This is a genomic window from Acidimicrobiales bacterium (assembly GCA_022452035.1).
Taxonomy (GTDB): Bacteria; Actinomycetota; Acidimicrobiia; order Acidimicrobiales; family MedAcidi-G1; genus UBA9410.
Map to the genome: position 1 here is coordinate 1 of JAKURV010000012.1, position 17,914 is coordinate 17,914.

General features: G+C 64.6%; 17 protein-coding genes. 3 read left to right on the forward strand and 14 right to left on the reverse strand.

Annotated elements, in window-relative coordinates; genetic code table 11:
* Positions 1–266 precede the first annotated feature (266 nt).
* The 7 genes from MK181_05665 to MK181_05695 all read right to left on the reverse strand — a co-directional run bounded on the left by MK181_05665 (position 267) and on the right by MK181_05695 (position 8,720).
* A complete protein-coding gene (locus MK181_05665; GenBank protein ID MCH2419284.1) occupies positions 267–989 on the reverse strand; it encodes an amino acid ABC transporter ATP-binding protein in 723 nt (240 codons plus the stop codon).
* Positions 990–1,086: 97 nt separating this feature from the next.
* The gene (locus tag MK181_05670) at positions 1,087–2,817 is read right to left on the reverse strand and encodes an amino acid ABC transporter permease (protein MCH2419285.1); all 1,731 of its coding nucleotides are present in this window, start codon (positions 2,815–2,817) and stop codon (positions 1,087–1,089) included.
* 108 nt (positions 2,818–2,925) lie between these two features.
* On the reverse strand, positions 2,926–4,452 hold the full coding sequence (locus MK181_05675) for an ABC transporter permease subunit (GenBank protein ID MCH2419286.1): 1,527 nt from the start codon (positions 4,450–4,452) through the stop codon (positions 2,926–2,928).
* Between the two features lie 172 nt (positions 4,453–4,624).
* Positions 4,625–5,722 (reverse strand): amino acid ABC transporter substrate-binding protein, encoded by a 1,098-nt coding sequence (locus MK181_05680; protein ID MCH2419287.1) that lies wholly within the window; start codon positions 5,720–5,722, stop codon positions 4,625–4,627.
* A gap of 257 nt (positions 5,723–5,979) precedes the next feature.
* Positions 5,980–6,492, reverse strand: coding sequence for a carbonic anhydrase (locus tag MK181_05685; GenBank protein ID MCH2419288.1), 513 nt, complete (start codon positions 6,490–6,492; stop codon positions 5,980–5,982).
* Between the two features lie 103 nt (positions 6,493–6,595).
* Positions 6,596–7,153 carry a hypothetical protein gene (locus MK181_05690; GenBank protein ID MCH2419289.1) on the reverse strand — a complete coding sequence of 186 codons (558 nt, stop codon included), beginning with the start codon at positions 7,151–7,153 and terminating at the stop codon, positions 6,596–6,598.
* Positions 7,154–7,187: 34 nt separating this feature from the next.
* The gene (locus tag MK181_05695) at positions 7,188–8,720 is read right to left on the reverse strand and encodes an AMP-binding protein (GenBank protein MCH2419290.1); all 1,533 of its coding nucleotides are present in this window, start codon (positions 8,718–8,720) and stop codon (positions 7,188–7,190) included.
* 101 nt (positions 8,721–8,821) lie between these two features.
* Here MK181_05695 and MK181_05700 point away from each other — a divergent pair, with 101 nt between their 5' ends.
* Positions 8,822–9,109, forward strand: a complete 288-nt coding sequence (locus MK181_05700; protein MCH2419291.1) for a chorismate mutase — start codon at positions 8,822–8,824, stop codon at positions 9,107–9,109.
* 15 nt (positions 9,110–9,124) lie between these two features.
* Here the strand turns inward: MK181_05700 and MK181_05705 are convergent, their stop codons facing one another.
* Genes MK181_05705 through MK181_05715 form a run of 3 tightly spaced genes read right to left on the reverse strand, consistent with a single transcriptional unit; the run spans position 9,125 to position 12,117 of the window.
* Positions 9,125–10,285, reverse strand: coding sequence for a ferritin-like domain-containing protein (locus MK181_05705; protein ID MCH2419292.1), 1,161 nt, complete (start codon positions 10,283–10,285; stop codon positions 9,125–9,127).
* A 39-nt stretch (positions 10,286–10,324) separates the two neighbouring features.
* Positions 10,325–11,470, reverse strand: coding sequence for a ferritin-like domain-containing protein (locus MK181_05710; GenBank protein MCH2419293.1), 1,146 nt, complete (start codon positions 11,468–11,470; stop codon positions 10,325–10,327).
* Positions 11,467–12,117, reverse strand: coding sequence for a TetR/AcrR family transcriptional regulator (locus MK181_05715; GenBank protein ID MCH2419294.1), 651 nt, complete (start codon positions 12,115–12,117; stop codon positions 11,467–11,469). The genes MK181_05710 and MK181_05715 overlap by 4 nt, the downstream gene beginning before the upstream one ends.
* 97 nt (positions 12,118–12,214) lie before the next feature.
* On the opposite strand from MK181_05715, the gene MK181_05720 reads away from it, so the two are divergent.
* Complete coding sequence (locus tag MK181_05720; protein MCH2419295.1) at positions 12,215–13,060, forward strand: LLM class F420-dependent oxidoreductase; 846 nt, start codon at positions 12,215–12,217, stop codon at positions 13,058–13,060.
* A gap of 61 nt (positions 13,061–13,121) precedes the next feature.
* On the opposite strand, the gene katG is transcribed toward MK181_05720, so the two are convergent.
* From katG to MK181_05735, 3 genes are all read right to left on the reverse strand, one after another.
* Complete coding sequence (gene katG / locus MK181_05725) at positions 13,122–15,287, reverse strand: catalase/peroxidase HPI (protein ID MCH2419296.1); 2,166 nt, start codon at positions 15,285–15,287, stop codon at positions 13,122–13,124.
* A gap of 112 nt (positions 15,288–15,399) precedes the next feature.
* A complete protein-coding gene (locus MK181_05730; protein MCH2419297.1) occupies positions 15,400–15,612 on the reverse strand; it encodes an Rdx family protein in 213 nt (70 codons plus the stop codon).
* Between the two features lie 70 nt (positions 15,613–15,682).
* A complete protein-coding gene (locus tag MK181_05735) occupies positions 15,683–16,606 on the reverse strand; it encodes a diacylglycerol kinase family lipid kinase (GenBank protein MCH2419298.1) in 924 nt (307 codons plus the stop codon).
* A 34-nt stretch (positions 16,607–16,640) separates the two neighbouring features.
* On the opposite strand from MK181_05735, the gene MK181_05740 reads away from it, so the two are divergent.
* Positions 16,641–17,021 (forward strand): hypothetical protein, encoded by a 381-nt coding sequence (locus MK181_05740; protein MCH2419299.1) that lies wholly within the window; start codon positions 16,641–16,643, stop codon positions 17,019–17,021.
* Between the two features lie 61 nt (positions 17,022–17,082).
* Here MK181_05740 and MK181_05745 read toward each other — a convergent pair whose 3' ends face one another.
* Positions 17,083–17,823, reverse strand: coding sequence for a urate hydroxylase PuuD (locus MK181_05745; protein MCH2419300.1), 741 nt, complete (start codon positions 17,821–17,823; stop codon positions 17,083–17,085).
* Positions 17,824–17,914 lie beyond the last annotated feature (91 nt).

Consider the following 17,914-nt stretch of genomic DNA (forward strand, 5'->3'; position numbering starts at 1 on the left):
GAGGCAGACGCAGTGGTGGTTGCCGCCGGTGCAGCGGTTCCGGTGCTACTGCTGCATGCCGAGGCCACGAGCAGCGCAGCGACCGCGACCTCATACTTCTTCACGGTTTGAGTCTGTCATCCCTCCCCCGAGGGGAGGGGGCGACACGGCGCCTTCAGGCATCGATATACGCAGGCCAACTAAGCCCAACAGCCTCGCCGAGAGATTCGCCGTCAAGCACCGGCGGTGGCCCCGTTGGCGGGACGGGCCTGGATTAGTCGCCTGTCCTACAGGATCTGTGACAGGAACAACTTGGTGCGCTCCTCGGTCGGGTTCAAGAAGAACTCCTCCGTCGTGTTCTGTTCAACGATCTGCCCACCCTCCATGAAAATGAGCCGGTCGGCCACCTCCTTGGCGAACCCCATCTCGTGGGTCACCACCATCATGGTCATCCCGGAGAGGGCCAGCGTCTTCATGACGTCCAGCACCTCCTTGATCATCTCCGGGTCAAGCGCTGACGTGGGTTCGTCGAACAGCATGATCCGGGGTTCCATGGCCAGGGCCCGGGCGATGGCCACCCGCTGCTGCTGGCCGCCCGACAACTGGCCCGGGTACTTGTGGGCCTGCTCGGGGATGCCGACGCGCTCCAGCAGGGCCATGGCCTGGGCCTCGGCCTCGGCGCGGGGCTTCTTGCGTACCCAGATAGGGGCCAAGGTCACGTTGTCCAGGATGTTCAGGTGGGGGAACAGGTTGAACATCTGGAACACCATCCCAACCTCGGACCGCACCTTCTCGATGTTGCGCAGGTCGTTGGTGAGTTCCACGTCATCGACAACGATGCGTCCCTCCTGGTGAATCTCGAGGCGGTTGATGCACCGAATCCACGTCGACTTTCCGGAACCCGACGGGCCGAGCACCACCACGACCTCCTGCTCCTTGATGGTTGTCGACACCTTGTCGAGGGCCTGGAAGTCGCCGTACCACTTCGACACGTCCTCGCACACGATCATGTCGCGGGCTCCGGACAGGTCCCGGGTCTGGCCACCGGTCGGCTCGGCTGCTGTTGTATCGGTCATGACATCACCTCATAGGCCTCAAGAGAGGCCGCTAGCGCTCGCCCAGCCCGGTGCGCCGCTCGAGGCGCTGGCTGGCCTTGGACATCTGGTAACAGAAGATCCAGTAGATCACGGACACGAAGAGGACGTTCTCCCTGGTGCTGCCCATGAACTCTGTCTGGCCGGGAATCACGATCCGGCCGATGTAGAGAATGTCGAACACCCCGATGATGGCCAGCAGCGAGGTCTCCTTGAACACCCCGATGCAGTGCCCCACCAACGGTGGGATGGAAACTCGTAATGCCTGAGGTAGGACGATGAAGATCGTCTTTTGAGCGGTGGTCATGCCGACTGCCTCGGCTGCCTCGTGCTGTCCCCGGGTTATCGACTGCAGGCCACCCCGTACGTTCTCGGCCAGGTAGGCCGATGAGAACAGGATGTAGCCGATGATGCAGGCGGTGACTTCGCTTAGGTGCATCCCCCTGGGAAGGAAGAGCGGCACCATGATCGAGAAGAAGATCAGGATCGTGATCAGCGGTACGCCCCGCACAACCTCGATGAACCCGGTCGCCAACTGCCGGAAGATGGGCATGCTCGACGTGCGAGCCAGGGCCAGGGCAATTCCCAGGGGGAACGAGAACACGATGGTGAAGATGGCAAACATCAGGGTGATCGAGAAACCACCGATGAAGAAGCCCCCTGGGACCGTGACGGTCGAGGGGGTGTTGACAGCTGTGATCAGCCACGACATCACACCCAGTACGCCCAACCAGCCGAAGATGTAGCGCCTCCGGGCCCGGGGTCCGCCGCCGAAAGTCGGTGCGGCCAGGGCAAAGACGGCCAGCAAGAGCATGTCGAGTCGCACGACCTGTCGCATCGGTGTCAGGAACGTACAGAAGCCGACCACCAGGATCAGCACGGCGACGATTCGACCGGTCTCGCCTGTCGACGGGCGGGTGAGCCACGAGAGCAGAGCAGCTCCGCCGACTGCGTAGGCGGCGAAGATCGGCAGGTCGGTGCCGACCACGTGGCCCATATCGAAAGACGGGTCCCGCAGCACCAGGTAGATGAGCACGAGCGGCGCTAGGAGCCACAGCACCAGGAGGGTGACCCGGGTCGGATTGATCGGCAGGCGATCCCGCATCAGGCGTCCCGCGAAGTACGCCGCCACGACGACGAGCAGCATGATCGTCCACGGCAACTTGGTGGTCAGCGCCACCGTGCCCGGTTCGGCCAACACCCTCGGTACGCGCTTCGCGATGTAGGTGTGGTGGCCGTAGGGGACCACCCACAACGAGGCCACCAGCCCGGCCAGGGTGACCACCAACACCGTCAGCGAACTGACCGTTCGTTCGTCTTCGCCTCTGCCGGCGAAGCGACGGATGGCCTCGCCGACGGCAGCCACGGCCAGCGCGGCGGCCAGCCACTGGACGGTGGCCGAGGCGCTGAACGGAGCGAGAAGGGCAAGGAGGGCGAGGAGGGCGCCGGTGGCCAGGAGCTTGCGTCCGAGCCCCGCTACCGGCACCGTCGAGCCGGCCCGCCATACAGCCATCGACATGCCGGTGAGGATCAGGATGACAGCGACGCAGAACCAGACTCGGATGTACTGCTCATCGGGGTAGGCCCGGGTCATGAACAGCTGCATGTTGGTGGCCGTGCCGTCCCACTGGCGGACCGGATTGAAGATGAACGACAGGAAGCCCCGGAAGACAGCCAACAGGATGATCGTGGTGACGACGGTCAGCACAGAGTTGAAGGGGCTCGAGAAGAGGTTCTCCTTCACCCACTCACGCGGCGCCAATTTCGGGATTTCGGGCGGCGCGGACAGAGGCGCATGTGCCGTCGCTGCGACCATGGAAGGTGTCGAGACATGACTCGAAATTTCCGACATCTACCGCTCCACCAGTTTCATTCGGACGTTGAACCAGTTGACGACCACCGAGATGGTCAGCGAACAGCTCAGGTAGAAGAGCATCCAGATGGCCACCACGGGCAGCGTCCTGCCGGTCTGGTTGAACACCGTGGTGCCGACCTGGACCATGTCGCTCATGCCGACGGCGACGGCCAGCGAGGTGTTCTTGGTCAGGTTCAGGTACTGGTTGCCGGTCGGGGGCAGGATGACCCGGAGGGCCTGGGGGAGCACCACGTGGCGGAGGATCTGTCCGCGGCGGAGGCCGACGGCCTTGGCCGCCTCGGTTTGGCCCTTGGGTACGGCCAGGATGCCGCCTCGGACGTTTTCGCCGATGAAGGCAGACGTGTAGAACACGACAGCGAAGAACACCGAGGCGAAGCCGATCGACATGGTCAGACCGTTTTTCCCGTAGTTCGGGAACTTGCCCTTCTGGACGATGTCGGGGCGCATGGCGTCGAATGGGCGGGCTGCACCGTCGACGTTGAACTTGTCAGCCATAACTTCGAACAGGTCGCGGCCGCTGTTGAGGGTCCACGCCGAAAGGCCGGACCAGCGGATCACCAGGAAGACGACGGCCAGTGAGGCCACGGCGGTAAAGGCAATCCGGAACCAGTCGTCGTCGGTGAGCGACAGGTGTCCGCGGGCACTGCGGTGATCGGAAACGAAACGGCGGATCCAAACGGTGGCTCCGCCGACAGCGATGGCGGAGAACAGCAGTTGTGGGAAAGCGTTGGGAAGCGAGTCGAGTAGGTCGGCGACAGCGCTGAAAACGGAGCCCAGCCAGGAGAACGCAGGGTGGACGAACAGGCCGATCAGCCCGAACAGGCCGATCGTTCCGAGCGCCCACAGGATCGGCGAGGCGTTGGCACCGGTTTCGTCCTGGATCCGTTGACGGTGACGACGGACGAGGTGAGCGGCCGCTGCACCAATGAGCACGACGACCGCCCACTGGTAGAAACCATCGGCGATGTGGACGCGGGGCATCGAGATGCCCTTGTTGGAGACGTGGAGCCAGCCGTTGATGGGGCCGGTTTCGTGGCCGAGCTTGGGAAACGCGGCTGTCATAGCTGAGTAGTAGAGGATCATCTGCACCAGCAGCGGAATGTTCCGCAAAACCTCGACCCACCCGGAGGCGATGCGGCGGACCAGCCAGTTGTCAGACAGGCGGGCCAGGCCGACGATCACGCCCAGGATCGTGGCAAAGAAAATGCCGGCAATGGACAGACGCAGGGTGTTGACCATGGCGGCCCAGAGGGCCCGTCCACCGGTGTTGGGGTGGGTGTCGATTCCCTCACTGATCTGAATGTCGACGGGGCGTTCAAGGAAGTCGAAGTCGGTGTTGATGTTCCGTGCCCGAAGGTTGTCCCCGGCCTGATTAGCCAGGAACCACATGGCGCTGAGCACCACGAACAGCAGGAAAACCTGTGTCACCCACTTGAGGACGATGACGTCGCGCCACAGCGGTACTCGCTGGGATACCCGCTCTTGGGTGGTGGTATCCGTCATCGTTGACTTTGGCTCAGATCGTGGGCTGGCGGATTAGGAAGACGTCTCTGGAAAGAGTCTCAGACAGTGGACAGTATCCGCGGGCCGGAGCGGCCCTTGACGCGAACAATCCCGGGGCCCGGGAGCTGGCGCCCCCGAACCCCGGGATCATCGATTACGTCAGTTCGCCTACTTAGCGGGCCGGCGGGGAGTAGATCAGGCCCCCGTCCAACCATCCGGCGTTGGCGCTGCCCTCGCGGTACAGGCCGACCGGGTTCAGGTTGCGGTCGTAGACCTCGCCGTAGCTTCCGACCTGCTTGATCACCTGGTGGAAGGCGTCGGCGGCCAGACCCATACCGGTCTGGAGTTCACCATCGCCGCCGCACAGGCGTGAGACCTCGGCCTCGGCCTCGGCGCACGTGGCATCCACGTTGGCGGAGGTGACGCCGTACTCGTCCATGATGATCATGGCGTACACGGTCCAGTTGACGGCATCGGCCCAGGCCGAGTCGTTCTGGCCGTACGTCGGGCCGAGCGGCTCCTTGGAGATCGGAGTAGCCGGGAAGATCACCCACTCCTGATCGGCGGGCATCTGCTTGGCCTTACGGCCCACGAGTGCCGAACCATCGGTGGTGGTGATGTCACAGCCACCGGCGATGAAGGTCTCGTAAACCTCGTCGCTCGTCTCGAAGCCGAGCAGCGTGATATCGGCACCGGCCAACAGGGCGGCCTCGGCGATGTTCTTCTCCGTGGTCGTTCCGACGTTGGTGCACACTATGGAACCGTCGATGTCGGCGACCTGGCTGGATCCCGAGAAGCCATCGCTGACTCGGGCCATCAACTGCTGGCCGTCGTAGTAGGTGGTGGGACCGAAGTCCATGCCCACCGAGCTGTCACGGCTCTGGGTCCATGTGGTGTTACGCATGAGCACGTCCACGTCGCCGGTCTGAACAGCGGTGAAGCGCTCCGAGGCCGTCAGAGCCACGAAGTTCACGGCTCCAGCGTCGCCAAGGACGGCGGCAGCTACTGCCCGACAGAAGTCGGCGTCAATACCGGTTACCGAGCCATCAGCCTGGGTTTCGGAGAACGCCACGGCCGAGCCGCTGACTCCGCAGTTCAGGGTGCCACGGGCCTGGACGGCGTCCAGGAGACTGCCGGACGCGACAACTTCGACCTCTGCGGCCGTAGTGGCCGGTGCAGCTGGTGCGTCGTCGCTGTCGCTACCGCAGGCTGCGGCGACGACACCGATGGTCAGGAATAGGGCGAGAAGCCTGAGAAGCTTGCTCTTCATAAATTGAACCCCCTCCGGTTCATGGTTCCCGGGGGGGCGTGATCCCGCCGCCCACGGGTGCCACCCATCGTTGGGCGGCCCCGCGAGGGTATTTGGCTTCAGTCACCCGGGCAACCCGGGCTATGCAATTCCCGGATACCCGGCTATGCAAATTCCGGATATACGGCGTCGTTCCCGAGTAATTCGGCCTCGTAATAGACGGCCTAGCAGGGAATCTGGTTCTGGAATTCCCACCTCGGCTCCACTCAACGTAGGGCCTAACCGGCCAACACCACCTCGTCCATCAGGCCGGTGGACACGCTGTAGACGAAACCACGAATGTGGTCCTTGTAGAGCAGGAACGGGGACTGGTGGAGGCGCTGCATCGATAGGCGGACGCTGTCGTGAGGGTCAGTGAACGCTTCCAACGCCCACGAGGGAGCCTCTCCGACCTCGTTGAGTAGTTGGGTCCGGAACTCTTCCTCGACGATCCGTTCCAGGCCGCAGTCGGTGTGGTGTACGAGCACGACCTCTCGGGTCTTCAGGAACCGCTGGGACAGGCACAGCGACCGGATGACGTCGTCGGTGATCACGCCACCGGCATTACGGATCACGTGGGCCTCGCCGTGGCCGAGGCCTAGTAACTGGAAGATGTCCATCCGGGAGTCCATACAGGCCACGACGGTCACGTGACGGGTCGGTTCGACCTGGAGGTCGGCGTCGGCAAAGTCGACGGCGAACGCCCGGTTAGCTGCCACGAACTCGTCGGCGATCGGGAAGTGGTCGGTCATGGCAGGTGTGTCACGGATCGGATGGGGCGACTACCAGCCAGCCGTTTCTGGCCGGTCGCCCGAACCCCAAGGATGCCATGGTCGGCGCCCCAAGTGTGGCGGGTCAGTTTCGCCGGTTCAGCAATGCTGCCGTCACGGCGGCGCCCAGGACACCCCCGGACGTGGAGAGCACCAGGTCGCCCACGGTGTCGTCGTAGGTCAACTGCAGGCCGGTGGTTCCCATTTCTTGGACGATCCACTCCACGGCCTCCCAGGCGATGATGGCCATGGCCCCGAAGCCGGAGCCCAACAGGACCAGGTTCCACCGGGCCAGTCCTTGTGACGCCACGAGGAGCACCAGGGCGGCTACCAGGAAGGTCCAGTTGGCGAAGTGGAGGATGTCGTCGAACTGCTCGAAGGTGTCGTAAAGGTTCACCAGATTTCCCGACAGATCCAAGACGAACGGGGTGACCAGCAGGGCGTCGGCCAGGTAGGGGTACCGGTCCCGCCGACCCCGAAGGGCCCAGATAACTGGTACCACTAGGGCCGACAGGGGATAGCCGACGCACCGTTCGGGCCAGCCCTTGCCGGCCACTCCGGGAATGTCCGGGAATAACAGGCCAGTCAGGAGGGTTGCCGCAAGGGCGCCCTTGACCACCCACATGAGGTGTCGCTCATTCACCGGATACCTCCCGGTCCGACCGGTCTGTATCCGGCTAGTTGATTTGCTTCTCCATACCCACCCAGTAGGGGGCGCGCAGTTTGAACTTCTGCAACTTGCCGGTAGCCGTCCGGGACAGTTCCTCGCGAAACTCCACCGATGTGGGGCACTTGAAGTGGGCCAGAGATTCTCGACAGTGGTCAATCAGGGCCCGCTCGTCGACCGACTCCCCGTCGGCCAGCACGACCAGGGCCTTGATCGTCTCACCCCACTTCTCGTCGGGCACGCCGATCACCGCCACCTCAGCGACCGCTGGGTGCGAGAACAGGGTGTCTTCCACCTCAATCGACGACACGTTCTCGCCACCTGAGATGATCACGTCTTTTTTACGGTCGGTGATCGTGGCGTACCCCGCCTCGTCGATCACCCCGCCGTCTCCGGTGTGAAACCAGTCGTCGGCCAGTGCTTCGGCGGTGGCGTCCGGTTGGTCCCAGTAGCTCTTCAGCACGTGGTTGGTTCGGGCCAGCAACTCGCCCTCCGGCGAGGTCGACATGGACACACCGAGAGCCGGTGCCCCGGCTCGTGACAGGCGGGCCGCCCGTTCAGCTGGGGTGTCGTCGTCCCACTCGGCCCGTGAACGGTTCATGGTCAACAGCGGGGCGGTCTCGGTCAGTCCGTAGATCTGGATGAACTCCCAACCCAACTCGACTTCAACCCGCTCGATTGTTCGGGTGGGAGGCGGTGCTCCGGCCACCACAATTCGCATGCGTCCCGATCCGGGGATCTCGCCGTCCCAGTCTGCCGCCGCGTCCAGCACGGCGGCGATGACCGCCGGGGCGCCACACAGGAGGGTCACCCCGTGCTGCTCGATGCGTCGGAGGATCTCGGGTCCGTCGACCTTGCGGAGCACGATGTGCTTGCCGCCCATGCCAGTCATTGCGTACGGCATGCCCCAGCCGTTGCAGTGGAACATGGGCAGGGTGTGGAGGTAGACGTCCCGGTCGTTCACACCCGATTGCCATCCGAACACGGCGGCGTTCAGCCACAGGTTCCGGTGGGTCATCTCGACGCCCTTCGGGCGGGCCGTAGTGCCGCTTGTGTAGTTGATGGTGGCGGTGGCGTCCTCGTCCGGGGTCCATGGTCGGGGTTCGACCCCTTCGAGGAACAGCGAGTCCGACTCGTTGCCGGCCAACAGACGGTGCTTCACCTTCACGCCACCCAGGTCGGTCTCCAACTCTGGGTCCATGAGAAGAACTTCGGCTCCCGAGTGGTCCACGATGTACTGGACCTCCTCGGCGTTAAGGCGGAAGTTGACCGGTACCCCGACCCGTCCGAAGGCACTCGTTCCATAGAGGAACACCAGCATTCGTGCTGAGTTGTGGCTGACCATGGCCACCCGCGCTCCGATGTCGAGGCCCATGGCGTCCAGGCCCGCGGCCATGGCCCGTGCCAACTCGGCGGTCCGTGCGTAGGTGAGGTCGGGGAGTGCTGGGGCAACCTGGTCGGGCTCGTCGATAATGGCGACCCGGTCTCCGTAGACGACCTCGGCCCGGCGCAGGTGGTCGGCAACGGTCAGCGGGATTTTCATGGGCGGCCTCCTGTCGGGTTCCCGCAATGTATTGACGACGGGACGGCTGACAATAGTTCTCGTCCCTCAGGCACCTCGTCTCAGGGCATACGCTCCCACCGGTGGAAGACGACGAGGTTCTGGACGGGTACCGGACGAGCATCGACAACATCGACGCCGCCTTGATCCACCTACTAGCCGAGCGGTTCAAGGTGACCCGCATGGTGGGGGCTCACAAGGCGGCGGCTGGCATGGCGCCGGCTGATCCCGACCGGGAGGCCGAGCAGGTGCAGCGAATGCGGGATCTGGGAGAGGCGGCGGGCCTGGATCCGGTGTTTAGCGAGAAGTTTCTGCGATTCGTGATCGACGAGGTGATCCGCCACCACGAGCGGGCAGGGAACGGGGGCTGACTCCCTGGCCGGGGTTCAGCCCTCGGCCATTTCCCGGTCCTTGGCCACCTCGTCGAGGTCGGCGTATTCCTCGCCGGTGTCCACCCAGTCCTCGAACTGGATCACGCCGATGTCGGTGAACCGGTCCCGCAGCCATCCGTCGCCGGCGTCCAGCAGGCCCAACTTCTTGCAGTTGGGGACGATCTTGGAGAACAGCAGCCGCTGGAAGAGCCTCAAGTCGTCAGGCATGGCCAAGGTGAACTGCACCATCTCCTTGACGTCGACCCCCATGCGCTCCCAGACCTCCTGGCGCATGAATCGGTCCCGCATCCGCAGGGCCGCCTCAAAGGCAAACTCCTGCCGTTCGCGTAGCTCGGCCACGGTGAGTTCCTGGTACACCTCCTGGAGGCTGAGCACCCCGAAGGCCACGTGTCGGGCCTCGTCGGACATGACGTAGCGAAGCAACTTCTTGAGCAGCGGCTCCTCGGTGGTCTGGTGCATGAAGCCAAAGGCAGCCAGGGCTAGCCCTTCCACCATGATCTGCATGCCCAGGTAGGTCATGTCCCAACGGCTGTCCTGAAGGATGTCGTCGAGCAGTGTCCCCAGGTGGGTGTTGACCGGGTACTTGATGCCGTCCAACTTCTGGTCCAGGTACTGGGCGAAGACCTCGACGTGTCGGGCCTCGTCGACCACCTGGGTGGCGGCGTAGTACTTGGCATCGATCCACGGCACTGTCTCGACGATCTTGGCCGTGCACAGCAGGGCGCCCTGCTCGCCGTGCATGAACTGGCTGAGGCTCCAGTTCATGGACTCGACGCCCAGGTCGGCCCACTCGTCTTCAGTCAGTTTGTGGAGCGGCGAGCGAGGGTTCTCGGCGAAGTAGGCCACCTCCTCGGGGTTGGCCGGAGCCAGGACGGCGTACGGGTCCACGTCGGTCGACCAGTCCAGGTCGGTTTGGCCGTTCCACTGCGAGGTCTTGGCCTTCTCGTACAGCTTGTCGAGGCTGGCCCGCTCACCCTTTCCGTAGCCCCAGGTGAAGATGGCATCGGCGTTGTCTTCCACGGTGTGGATCAGCGAGGTCACATCGTCGTTGAATACGGAGAAGTCGCTGATCCGGTCCGGGTCGTTGGCGTAGGCACGGAAGTCGAACTCGCCGTCGATGGTCTGCTCGCCGGGCATCGGCTCGGTGGTGGTCATGGTGGAAGTCCTTCCAGTGGCGGCCGGTTTCGGCGGCCTTCAGTCGTCGTTCGGCGATAGTCGGTCGGTGGTCGGGTCGGCGAAGATGGGTTCCACGGCGTCACCGATGGTTAGGGCCTCGGCAGTGTTCTCCCAGTCCTCGTACTGGATGACGCCCATCTCCTGGAAGCGTTCCCGCAGCCAGCCGTCCCGGTGGTCGAGCAGACCGAGCTTCTTGCAGTTGGGGACGATCTTGGAGAACAGGAGGCGTTGGAGGGCCTGCTGGGAACTCTGTCTGGGGAGCAGTGCTTCGATTTCGGCGTTCTCGATGCCGAAGCGCGGCCAGAGTTCGGCGTTCAGGGTGCGTCGGCGCATCATGTCGCACGCCTCGTAGGCGAACTCCTGGCGCTCCCGGAACTCGGCGGCCGGTAGGTCGTCGTAGATCTCTTGCAGCGAGAGGATCCCGAATGCCACGTGCCGAGCCTCGTCGGCCATGACGTACCGAAGCATCTTCTTGAGTAGAGGTTCCTGGGTGGTCCCGAGCATCAGCCCAAAGGCCGCCAGGGCGAGGCCTTCGATGACCACCTGCATGCCGAGGTAGACGAGGTCCCACCGTTCGTCCCGGAGCACCGTGTCAAGCAAGGTTTTCAGGTTTTCGTTGATCGGGTAGGTGGTGGGCATCTTCTCGTCGAGGTACCGGGCGAACGCCTCGACGTGGCGGGCCTCGTCGACCACCTGGGTGGCGCCGTAGTACTTCGCCTCGATCCACGGCACGGACTCAACGAGCCGGGCTGTGCACAGCAGGGCGCCCTGCTCTCCGTGGAGGAACTGGCTGAGGGAGGCGGCTTGGGAGTGGAGGGCGAACTCCACCCACTGGTCTTCGTCCCACGAGGCGACGGGGGAGCCCTTGACGTCGAGCAGGCTGCGGGCCGGCATGCCAGCTGGGATGCCGGTCGCTTCGGCCTGGAGGCGGATCATGCGCTCGGGGTCGACGGGGGTCGACCAGTCGAGATCGTCGCTGACGTTCCACTGCGAACGCTTGGCTTTTTCGTAGAGGCGGTTCAGGCCGTCGCGGCCCCGCTCGTAGTCCCAGGTGAACTGCGTGTCGAACTCGGCTCGGACCGATTCCATGAGGAGGTCGAACTCGGTGGGCTCGGCCTGGTTCCCGCTGTCGTCCCCGGTGGTTTGAGGTTCAGTGATGGTCATGTCAGATCTCCGGCGGTCGCCGTTTCCCCGGTGGGTGGACCGGCCAGGCCAGCGATCACCCGGTTGATCACCTCGTGCCAGTTCTCGCCCGCGGGGAGTTCCAGGCCCATGGAGCGGGTCAACAGCATCCCGAAGCCGATGGCGTGGGCCAGGCGGACCACGGACTGCTCGTCTAGCCCCGGGTCGAACAGGCCCTCGGTGGTGGCCTCGTCTACCAGCTTGCCGAGGCGCCGATCCTCTTCTTCGACCCGGCGGCGTAGGCGGTCAGCCAGGTCGGGGTCGCGGCGGGCCGCCACTACGGCCTCCAGGAAGAGGGCGTGCCCACCATCCAGCGGGTCGAGGAGGTGGTCGCCGAGGCTGGACAAGACCTCGGTGGGGGAGCTGACGGCTGATCCGCCGTTCAGGATGTTGTCGATGGAGTCGGGTACGTGGTGGTCGACCGCTTCCAGGAGCAGTTCGGCCTTGCCGCCGTACCGGCTGTAGATAGCGCCGGTGGTTACCCCGGCCCGACGGGCGATCTCGGCAACTCCGGCCCGCTCGTAGCCCTTCTCGGCGAACACCTCGGCTGCCGCGTGTAACAGGCGATGGGTCAGGTCGTCGCCGGGGCGCCAGGCCTCGTCAGTCTGGATCGTTTCCTGATCTGCCACCTCCCGATAATAACGATGATTATCCGTGGGTCAAGGACGGGGCGTGACCGGAGGGCTAGTTTCCGGCCGAATCACCGAGCGAGAAAGGGCACGCCCCATGCACTTCGGTGTCTGCTTCTTCCCCACGGCTTACGCCATCAGTCCCCTCGAACTGGGACCTGCTCTCGAGGAACGCGGCTTCGAGTCGGTCTGGTTGGCCGAGCACAGCCACATTCCAGCATCACGCACCTCGCCGTGGCCCGGTGGACCGGATCTTCCACAGATGTACTACGACACCCTGGATCCGTTCGTGACCCTGGGCGCCATGGCAGCAACTACCACGACCCTGAGGTTGGGTACCGGCATCACCCTCGTCATTCAACGGGATCCCATCCACACTGCCAAGGAGGTGGCCAGCCTCGACGTGTTGTCCGGAGGGCGTGTCCTGTTCGGCGTCGGAGCCGGCTGGAACCTGGAGGAGATGGCCGACCACGGCACCGACCCCGATCGCCGGTTCGGCCTGATGCGAGAGCGGGTGGAGGCCATGAAGGCCGTTTGGACTTCTGAGGTTGCCGAGTATCACGGCGATCAGGTCGGCTTCGACCCGATGTACCAGAATCCCAAACCGGTCCAGTCTCCGCACCCACCCGTCCACGTCGGTGGCGTAGCCCCCGGGGGACTGCGTCGGGCTGTGGCCTACGGCGACGGGTGGATCCCCATCGGCGGACGAACAAACGTCGATGGGGCGGAACTCTCCGCCCTCCGGGCCGAGGCCTGTGCGGCAGCCGGGCGCGATCCGACCACCCTGGAGATCTCCATCTACTACGCCTCGCCCGATCCGGCCGTCCTGGCCAACCTGGCCGAGCACGGAATCGAACGGGTGGCCTTTGCCGTACCGTCGGCGCCTCGGGACGAGGTCCTACCGGTCCTCGACCGGTACGCCGAGGTGATGTCCTCGCTCTAGCCGAGGGTCTGGTTTTGGAGGAGATCGCCTTCAGGCGTGCTCCGGCGTCAATGTGTTGAGATCAGGCCAGGTCGAACCGGTCGAGGCTCATGACTTTGTGCCAAGCGGCAACGAAGTCATCCACGAACTTCGAGTGGCTGTCGTCGCACGCGTACACCTCAGCGAGGGCTCGCAACTGCGAGTTGGAGCCGAATACGAGATCGGCGGCAGTGCCGGTCCAGCGCACTTCGCCCGTCTCGCGAGAACGGCCCTCAAACACGCCTTCTGATGACTCGGAGGCCTTCCACTCCGTGCCCATATCGAGCAGGTTGACGAAGAAGTCCGTGGTGAGCTGGCCGGGCCGGTCGGTGAACACACCGTGCTGGGCGCCGCCCACATTGACGTCCAGTGCTCGCATACCGCCGACCAGCACCGTCATCTCGGGCGCGGTGAGGTTCAGAAGGAATGCCTTGTCGACAAGCAACCCCTCGGCAGGACGCTTGTGGATGGGCGACAAGTAGTTGCGGAAGCCATCCGCTGTCGGTTCCAGGTATGCAAACGAGTCGACTTCGGTCATCTCCTGGCTGGCATCTCCACGGCCCGGGCTGAACGGAACAGAGATGTTGTGACCGGCGTCGGCTGCGGCCTTCTCGACAGCGGCGCACCCTCCCAGCACGATCAGATCGGCGATTGACACCTCTCCATCGAAGTCTGATTGGACGCTTTCCAACGCCGTGATGACATCGGCGACACCGGCAACCTGATTCACCTCCCAGTCCTTCTGGGGGGCCAGCCGGATGCGGGCGCCGTTGGCACCGCCCCGGAGATCCGTGCCACGGAACGTTGACGCAGAGGCCCAGGCGGTTGCCACCAGTTGCTGGACCGACAGGCCGGTGTCGAGGATCGCGCCCTTGAGCGCGCCGATTTGGTCGCTGCTGAGCTGCGGTCCAGCGGGTACGGGATCCTGCCAGATCAGATCCTCGTCGGGAACTTCAGGACCGAGGTACCGGTCGTTGGGCCCCATATCTCGGTGCAGCAACTTGAACCACGCCCGAGCGAACGCATCCTCGAACTCCGCTGGGTTCTCGAGGAATCGCCGCGAGATTTTCTCATACTCCGGATCGAAGCGCAGCGCGAGGTCTGTTGTCAGGAAGGTTGGATGGTGGCGAGAGTCGGGGTCGTGCGGATCGGGCACGCGGTCATCGCCAGCACCGTCTTTCGGTCGCCATTGGTTGGCGCCTGCCGGGCTTTGGAACAGTTCCCATTCGAACTCGAACAGGTGCTTGAAGAAGTCGTTGTTCCACTGGTTCGGCGTGGACGTCCAAATGCCCTCGAGACCGCTGGTGATGGTGTCATTGCCCATGCCGGAGCCGTGAGGGTTCTTCCATCCAAGGCCCTGTTCCTCCAGGCTTGCGCCCTCGGGCTCCGGTCCCACGTCGGTATCCGGGGCAGCACCATGGGTCTTCCCAACCGTGTGACCACCAGCGATGAGGGCCACCGTCTCCTCGTCGTTCATGGCCATCCGCCCGAACGTCTCGCGAATGTCACGCCCGGCCGCCACTGGGTCGGGGTTTGCGTTGGGCCCTTCCGGATTCACGTAGATGAGACCCATCTGAACGGCGCCGAGAGGCGTCTCGAGCTCGCGGTCACCGCTGTAGCGCTCATCGGCTAGCCACTCGCGCTCAGCGCCCCAGTAGATGTCCTCTTCGGGCGCCCAGATGTCCTCGCGCCCACCGCCGAAGCCGAATGTCTTGAATCCCATGGACTCGAGTGCAACGTTGCCGGCCAGGATGAGCAGGTCGGCCCACGAGATAGCGCGGCCATACTTCTGCTTCACCGGCCACAGCAGGCGTCGTGCCCTGTCCAGGTTGGCGTTGTCCGGCCAACTGTTGAGGGGGGCAAAACGCTGCGCGCCGGTCCCGCCTCCACCACGGCCGTCACCGACGCGGTAGGTGCCGGCTGCGTGCCACGTCAGCCGAATCATGAGTCCGCCGTAGTGGCCGAAGTCAGCAGGCCACCAATCCTGCGAGTCCGTCATTACCGCGGCGATGTCGGCTTTCAACGCCTCATAGTCGAGGGAGTTGAAGGCTTGGGCATAGTCGAAGTCCTCGCCCATCGGGTTCGACTTGCGATCGTGCTGGTGCAGGATCCTCAGATCCAACTGTTCGGGCCACCAGTCTTCGGTGGCCGTGCTCCCTTTCGTGGTGTTCGCGCCGGAGAATGGGCACGCACTTGCGTCGTCTGACATGGATTCCTCCAGAGTCGGTTCGGCCCGGTGGAGCCGAGGTGGTCAATCTAGACGGCGTCGCTACTCAGACCTCAAAGTAGAGCGGCTCATTCTGTCCTCTAAGTAGCGAGGCTCATTCTTCGCCGTAGCGGGATACGTCTGGTCCCATGAGATTCGCGAACAGGCCCAGTACCTCGCCGGGTTCGGCGTGGCGGCCGGTCTGGGCCTTGGAGTAGATCAGGTCCCCGTCGACTGTCACGTCGAACACGCCGTTCTCGCCCGTGACCAGCCGAAGGTCCTCAATGACGTGCTGGTAGTTGGCCAGCAGGTCCTCAGCCGCGCCCACGGCGCGGGAGGAATAGTCTCAGGGAACGCAGTAGGTGATCTGGATGTGGTGGTTCGCCATGGGCCGGACATTAGACGCGGCCAGGCGGTCGGGTCGTGGCTCCGGCAACCCAGAGGGCTCCCGGGCGGGCGGCCAGGGTGCACGGCATCGACCCGAAAGGCTCTCCGTCGGCTCTCACCAGCGGGTCAGCGTCGATGGCCTCCATGCGGACCTCGGCCGCCTGGTGGACCGAAACGTCGGGATGGTCGAGGTGGGCGCCGGTCCGGACCTTCCCGAAGGACCGCAACAGATCGAGGCGGCCAACGTCGCCGACGAGGCACACGTCCAGCAGCCCGTCGTCGGGAACGGCATCAGGGCAGATCCGCATCCCGCCGCCGAATAGGCCGGTGTTAGCCACCACCAGCACGGCAGCGCGCTCCTCGCGCTCCTTGCCATCGAGGACGAGCCGAAACAGCCCTGGCCGCATCGTCGGGATCCCGAGGAGGGTGGCCACCGTGTAGCGGGACGGCCCCCGGGGGACCCTCATGGCCTCGGCCCGGACATTGACGGCTGCCGGGAAGCCGGCGACACAACTGGTTACCGCGTGGGACGGGCGAGAAAGAGACCCGTCGTCGTCCACCTTTGTGATCACGTCTACCGCTGTCGGGTCTTTCAGGGAGCGGTCGACGCGGTCCTCCAGGGACCCTCCAGCCAGGCCGAGGGCCTCGGCGGCGTCGTTGCCGGTCCCGCCGGCCACGATGCCCAACACGGTGGACGTCCCGGCTACCGCCCCGGTCGCCAGGTGCACGATCCCGTCTCCGCCGAAGGCCACTATCCGCTCAACGCCCGCCACTACCGCGTGGTGGGCGGCCGCCTGGGCAACGTCGGCCGACGACGAGTCAAGGACTAGCGGCTCTACGCCGTGCTCCCGGAGCCGGGCTAGCACCCGGTCCACCTGGCTGGCGGCCCGCCCTTGGCGGGCTGCCGGGTTCACCAGGAGTGCCACATGCGACATGGGCCCATCATCGTCGATCGGTAGCCTCGGTCCCATGACCACGCCGCGTGCCATCCTCGGGACCACTGTTTCAGCCGTCCTCCTGGTCTGTGCCTGCGGCGGGGGTGGGGGCGGTTCGGGAACCACCAGCACGGCCGAGGACGGCGTCCTACGGGTCGTCGCCCTGGACACCCAGGACTTCGACGCCGACGGCTACCGGATGGCTGCAGGCGAGGTCACCGTCGAGTACCAGCTCTCAGGGTTCCAGCTTCACACGCTGGTCGTCGAGGGCCGGGAGGACGAACTGCGCCTCGAGGTCGAAAATGGGGGAACGGATTCCGGGACCATCACCCTGGAGCCCGGTCGCTACATCCTCTACTGCGACGTGGCTGGCCACCGGGAAGGTGGGATGGAGGCCCGGCTGCTCGTCGAGTAGTCCGGAAAACCGTCACGGCCCGCCCTAAAGGGCGGGCCGATCGGTGTTCAGGCGCTCAGGATCAGGCGACGATTTCGAAGAGCAGGTGCAACACGACGGTGATGGCCAGGCCGTACACGATGGTGTCCTGGTGCTTGTCCAGCACCTTCTTGTTGATGGCGCTGTCGTAGCCGCCCACTTTGCCGAGGGCCGAGAGTTCCATCACGATCCAGATCACCGCGAAGACGATCCAGATGGTGGCGCGGGCACCGGAGTCCGGGTTGCCGAAGTTCATGCCGAAATGGCTGGGCCACATCATGAAGAAGATCAGCGGGATCGAGAACAGCGTGTTGACTCGGCTGGCCCGTCCGGCCCGTTTGGCCGCTGCCGGGGCCTCCGAGTCGGCCTCACCACCCTCTGACACCCGCACCGAGGACCCAATGGCGATCTTCTGGGCCGGCCAGATGACCATCCATACGTTGGCTGCCATGGTCGTGCCCAGCACGGCGCCGAAGGCGATTCCCATACCGGAGGCCGACCTCCAGTAGTCCATCTCGTGGAGCAACTCCTGGTGGGCGAGGATCCAGATACCCGACACCCAGGTAAGGGCAGCCGCCCAACGGAACCACCACAGGGTCCGCCAGGTGATCTTGCGCAGCGCCTCGCCTCGGGCCCCGTCGCTCATCTCACCGAAGGCCGCGCCTTGGATGAAGTTAAAGAAGTACAGGAGGCCGATCCAGGTAATCCCACCCAGATAGTGGGCATACCGGCCGACGGCCTGGCCGCCCCCGGTCATCCCCATCCAGTCACTGAACAGTTCCACGAAGGTCTCCCTCGGCTCGGTGTGGGCGTACGACTCCGATCATGGCATGCACCACGCGCGGCGACAACGACCGGGGAGGTCCAGCCACCAT

Bases quoted from the DNA above. Each gene is read 5' to 3' on its own strand.
- MK181_05665 (MCH2419284.1), bottom strand. From the start codon at position 989: ATGATCGTGTGCGAGGACGTGTCGAAGTGGTACGGCGACTTCCAGGCC.
- MK181_05675 (MCH2419286.1), bottom strand. From the start codon at position 4,452: ATGACGGATACCACCACCCAAGAGCGGGTATCCCAGCGAGTACCGCTG.
- MK181_05680 (MCH2419287.1), bottom strand. From the start codon at position 5,722: ATGAAGAGCAAGCTTCTCAGGCTTCTCGCCCTATTCCTGACCATCGGT.
- MK181_05685 (MCH2419288.1), bottom strand. From the start codon at position 6,492: ATGACCGACCACTTCCCGATCGCCGACGAGTTCGTGGCAGCTAACCGG.
- MK181_05695 (MCH2419290.1), bottom strand. From the start codon at position 8,720: ATGAAAATCCCGCTGACCGTTGCCGACCACCTGCGCCGGGCCGAGGTC.
- MK181_05705 (MCH2419292.1), bottom strand. From the start codon at position 10,285: ATGACCACCACCGAGCCGATGCCCGGCGAGCAGACCATCGACGGCGAG.
- MK181_05710 (MCH2419293.1), bottom strand. From the start codon at position 11,470: ATGACCATCACTGAACCTCAAACCACCGGGGACGACAGCGGGAACCAG.
- MK181_05720 (MCH2419295.1), top strand. From the start codon at position 12,215: ATGCACTTCGGTGTCTGCTTCTTCCCCACGGCTTACGCCATCAGTCCC.
- katG (MCH2419296.1), bottom strand. From the start codon at position 15,287: ATGTCAGACGACGCAAGTGCGTGCCCATTCTCCGGCGCGAACACCACG.
- MK181_05735 (MCH2419298.1), bottom strand. From the start codon at position 16,606: ATGTCGCATGTGGCACTCCTGGTGAACCCGGCAGCCCGCCAAGGGCGG.
- MK181_05740 (MCH2419299.1), top strand. From the start codon at position 16,641: ATGACCACGCCGCGTGCCATCCTCGGGACCACTGTTTCAGCCGTCCTC.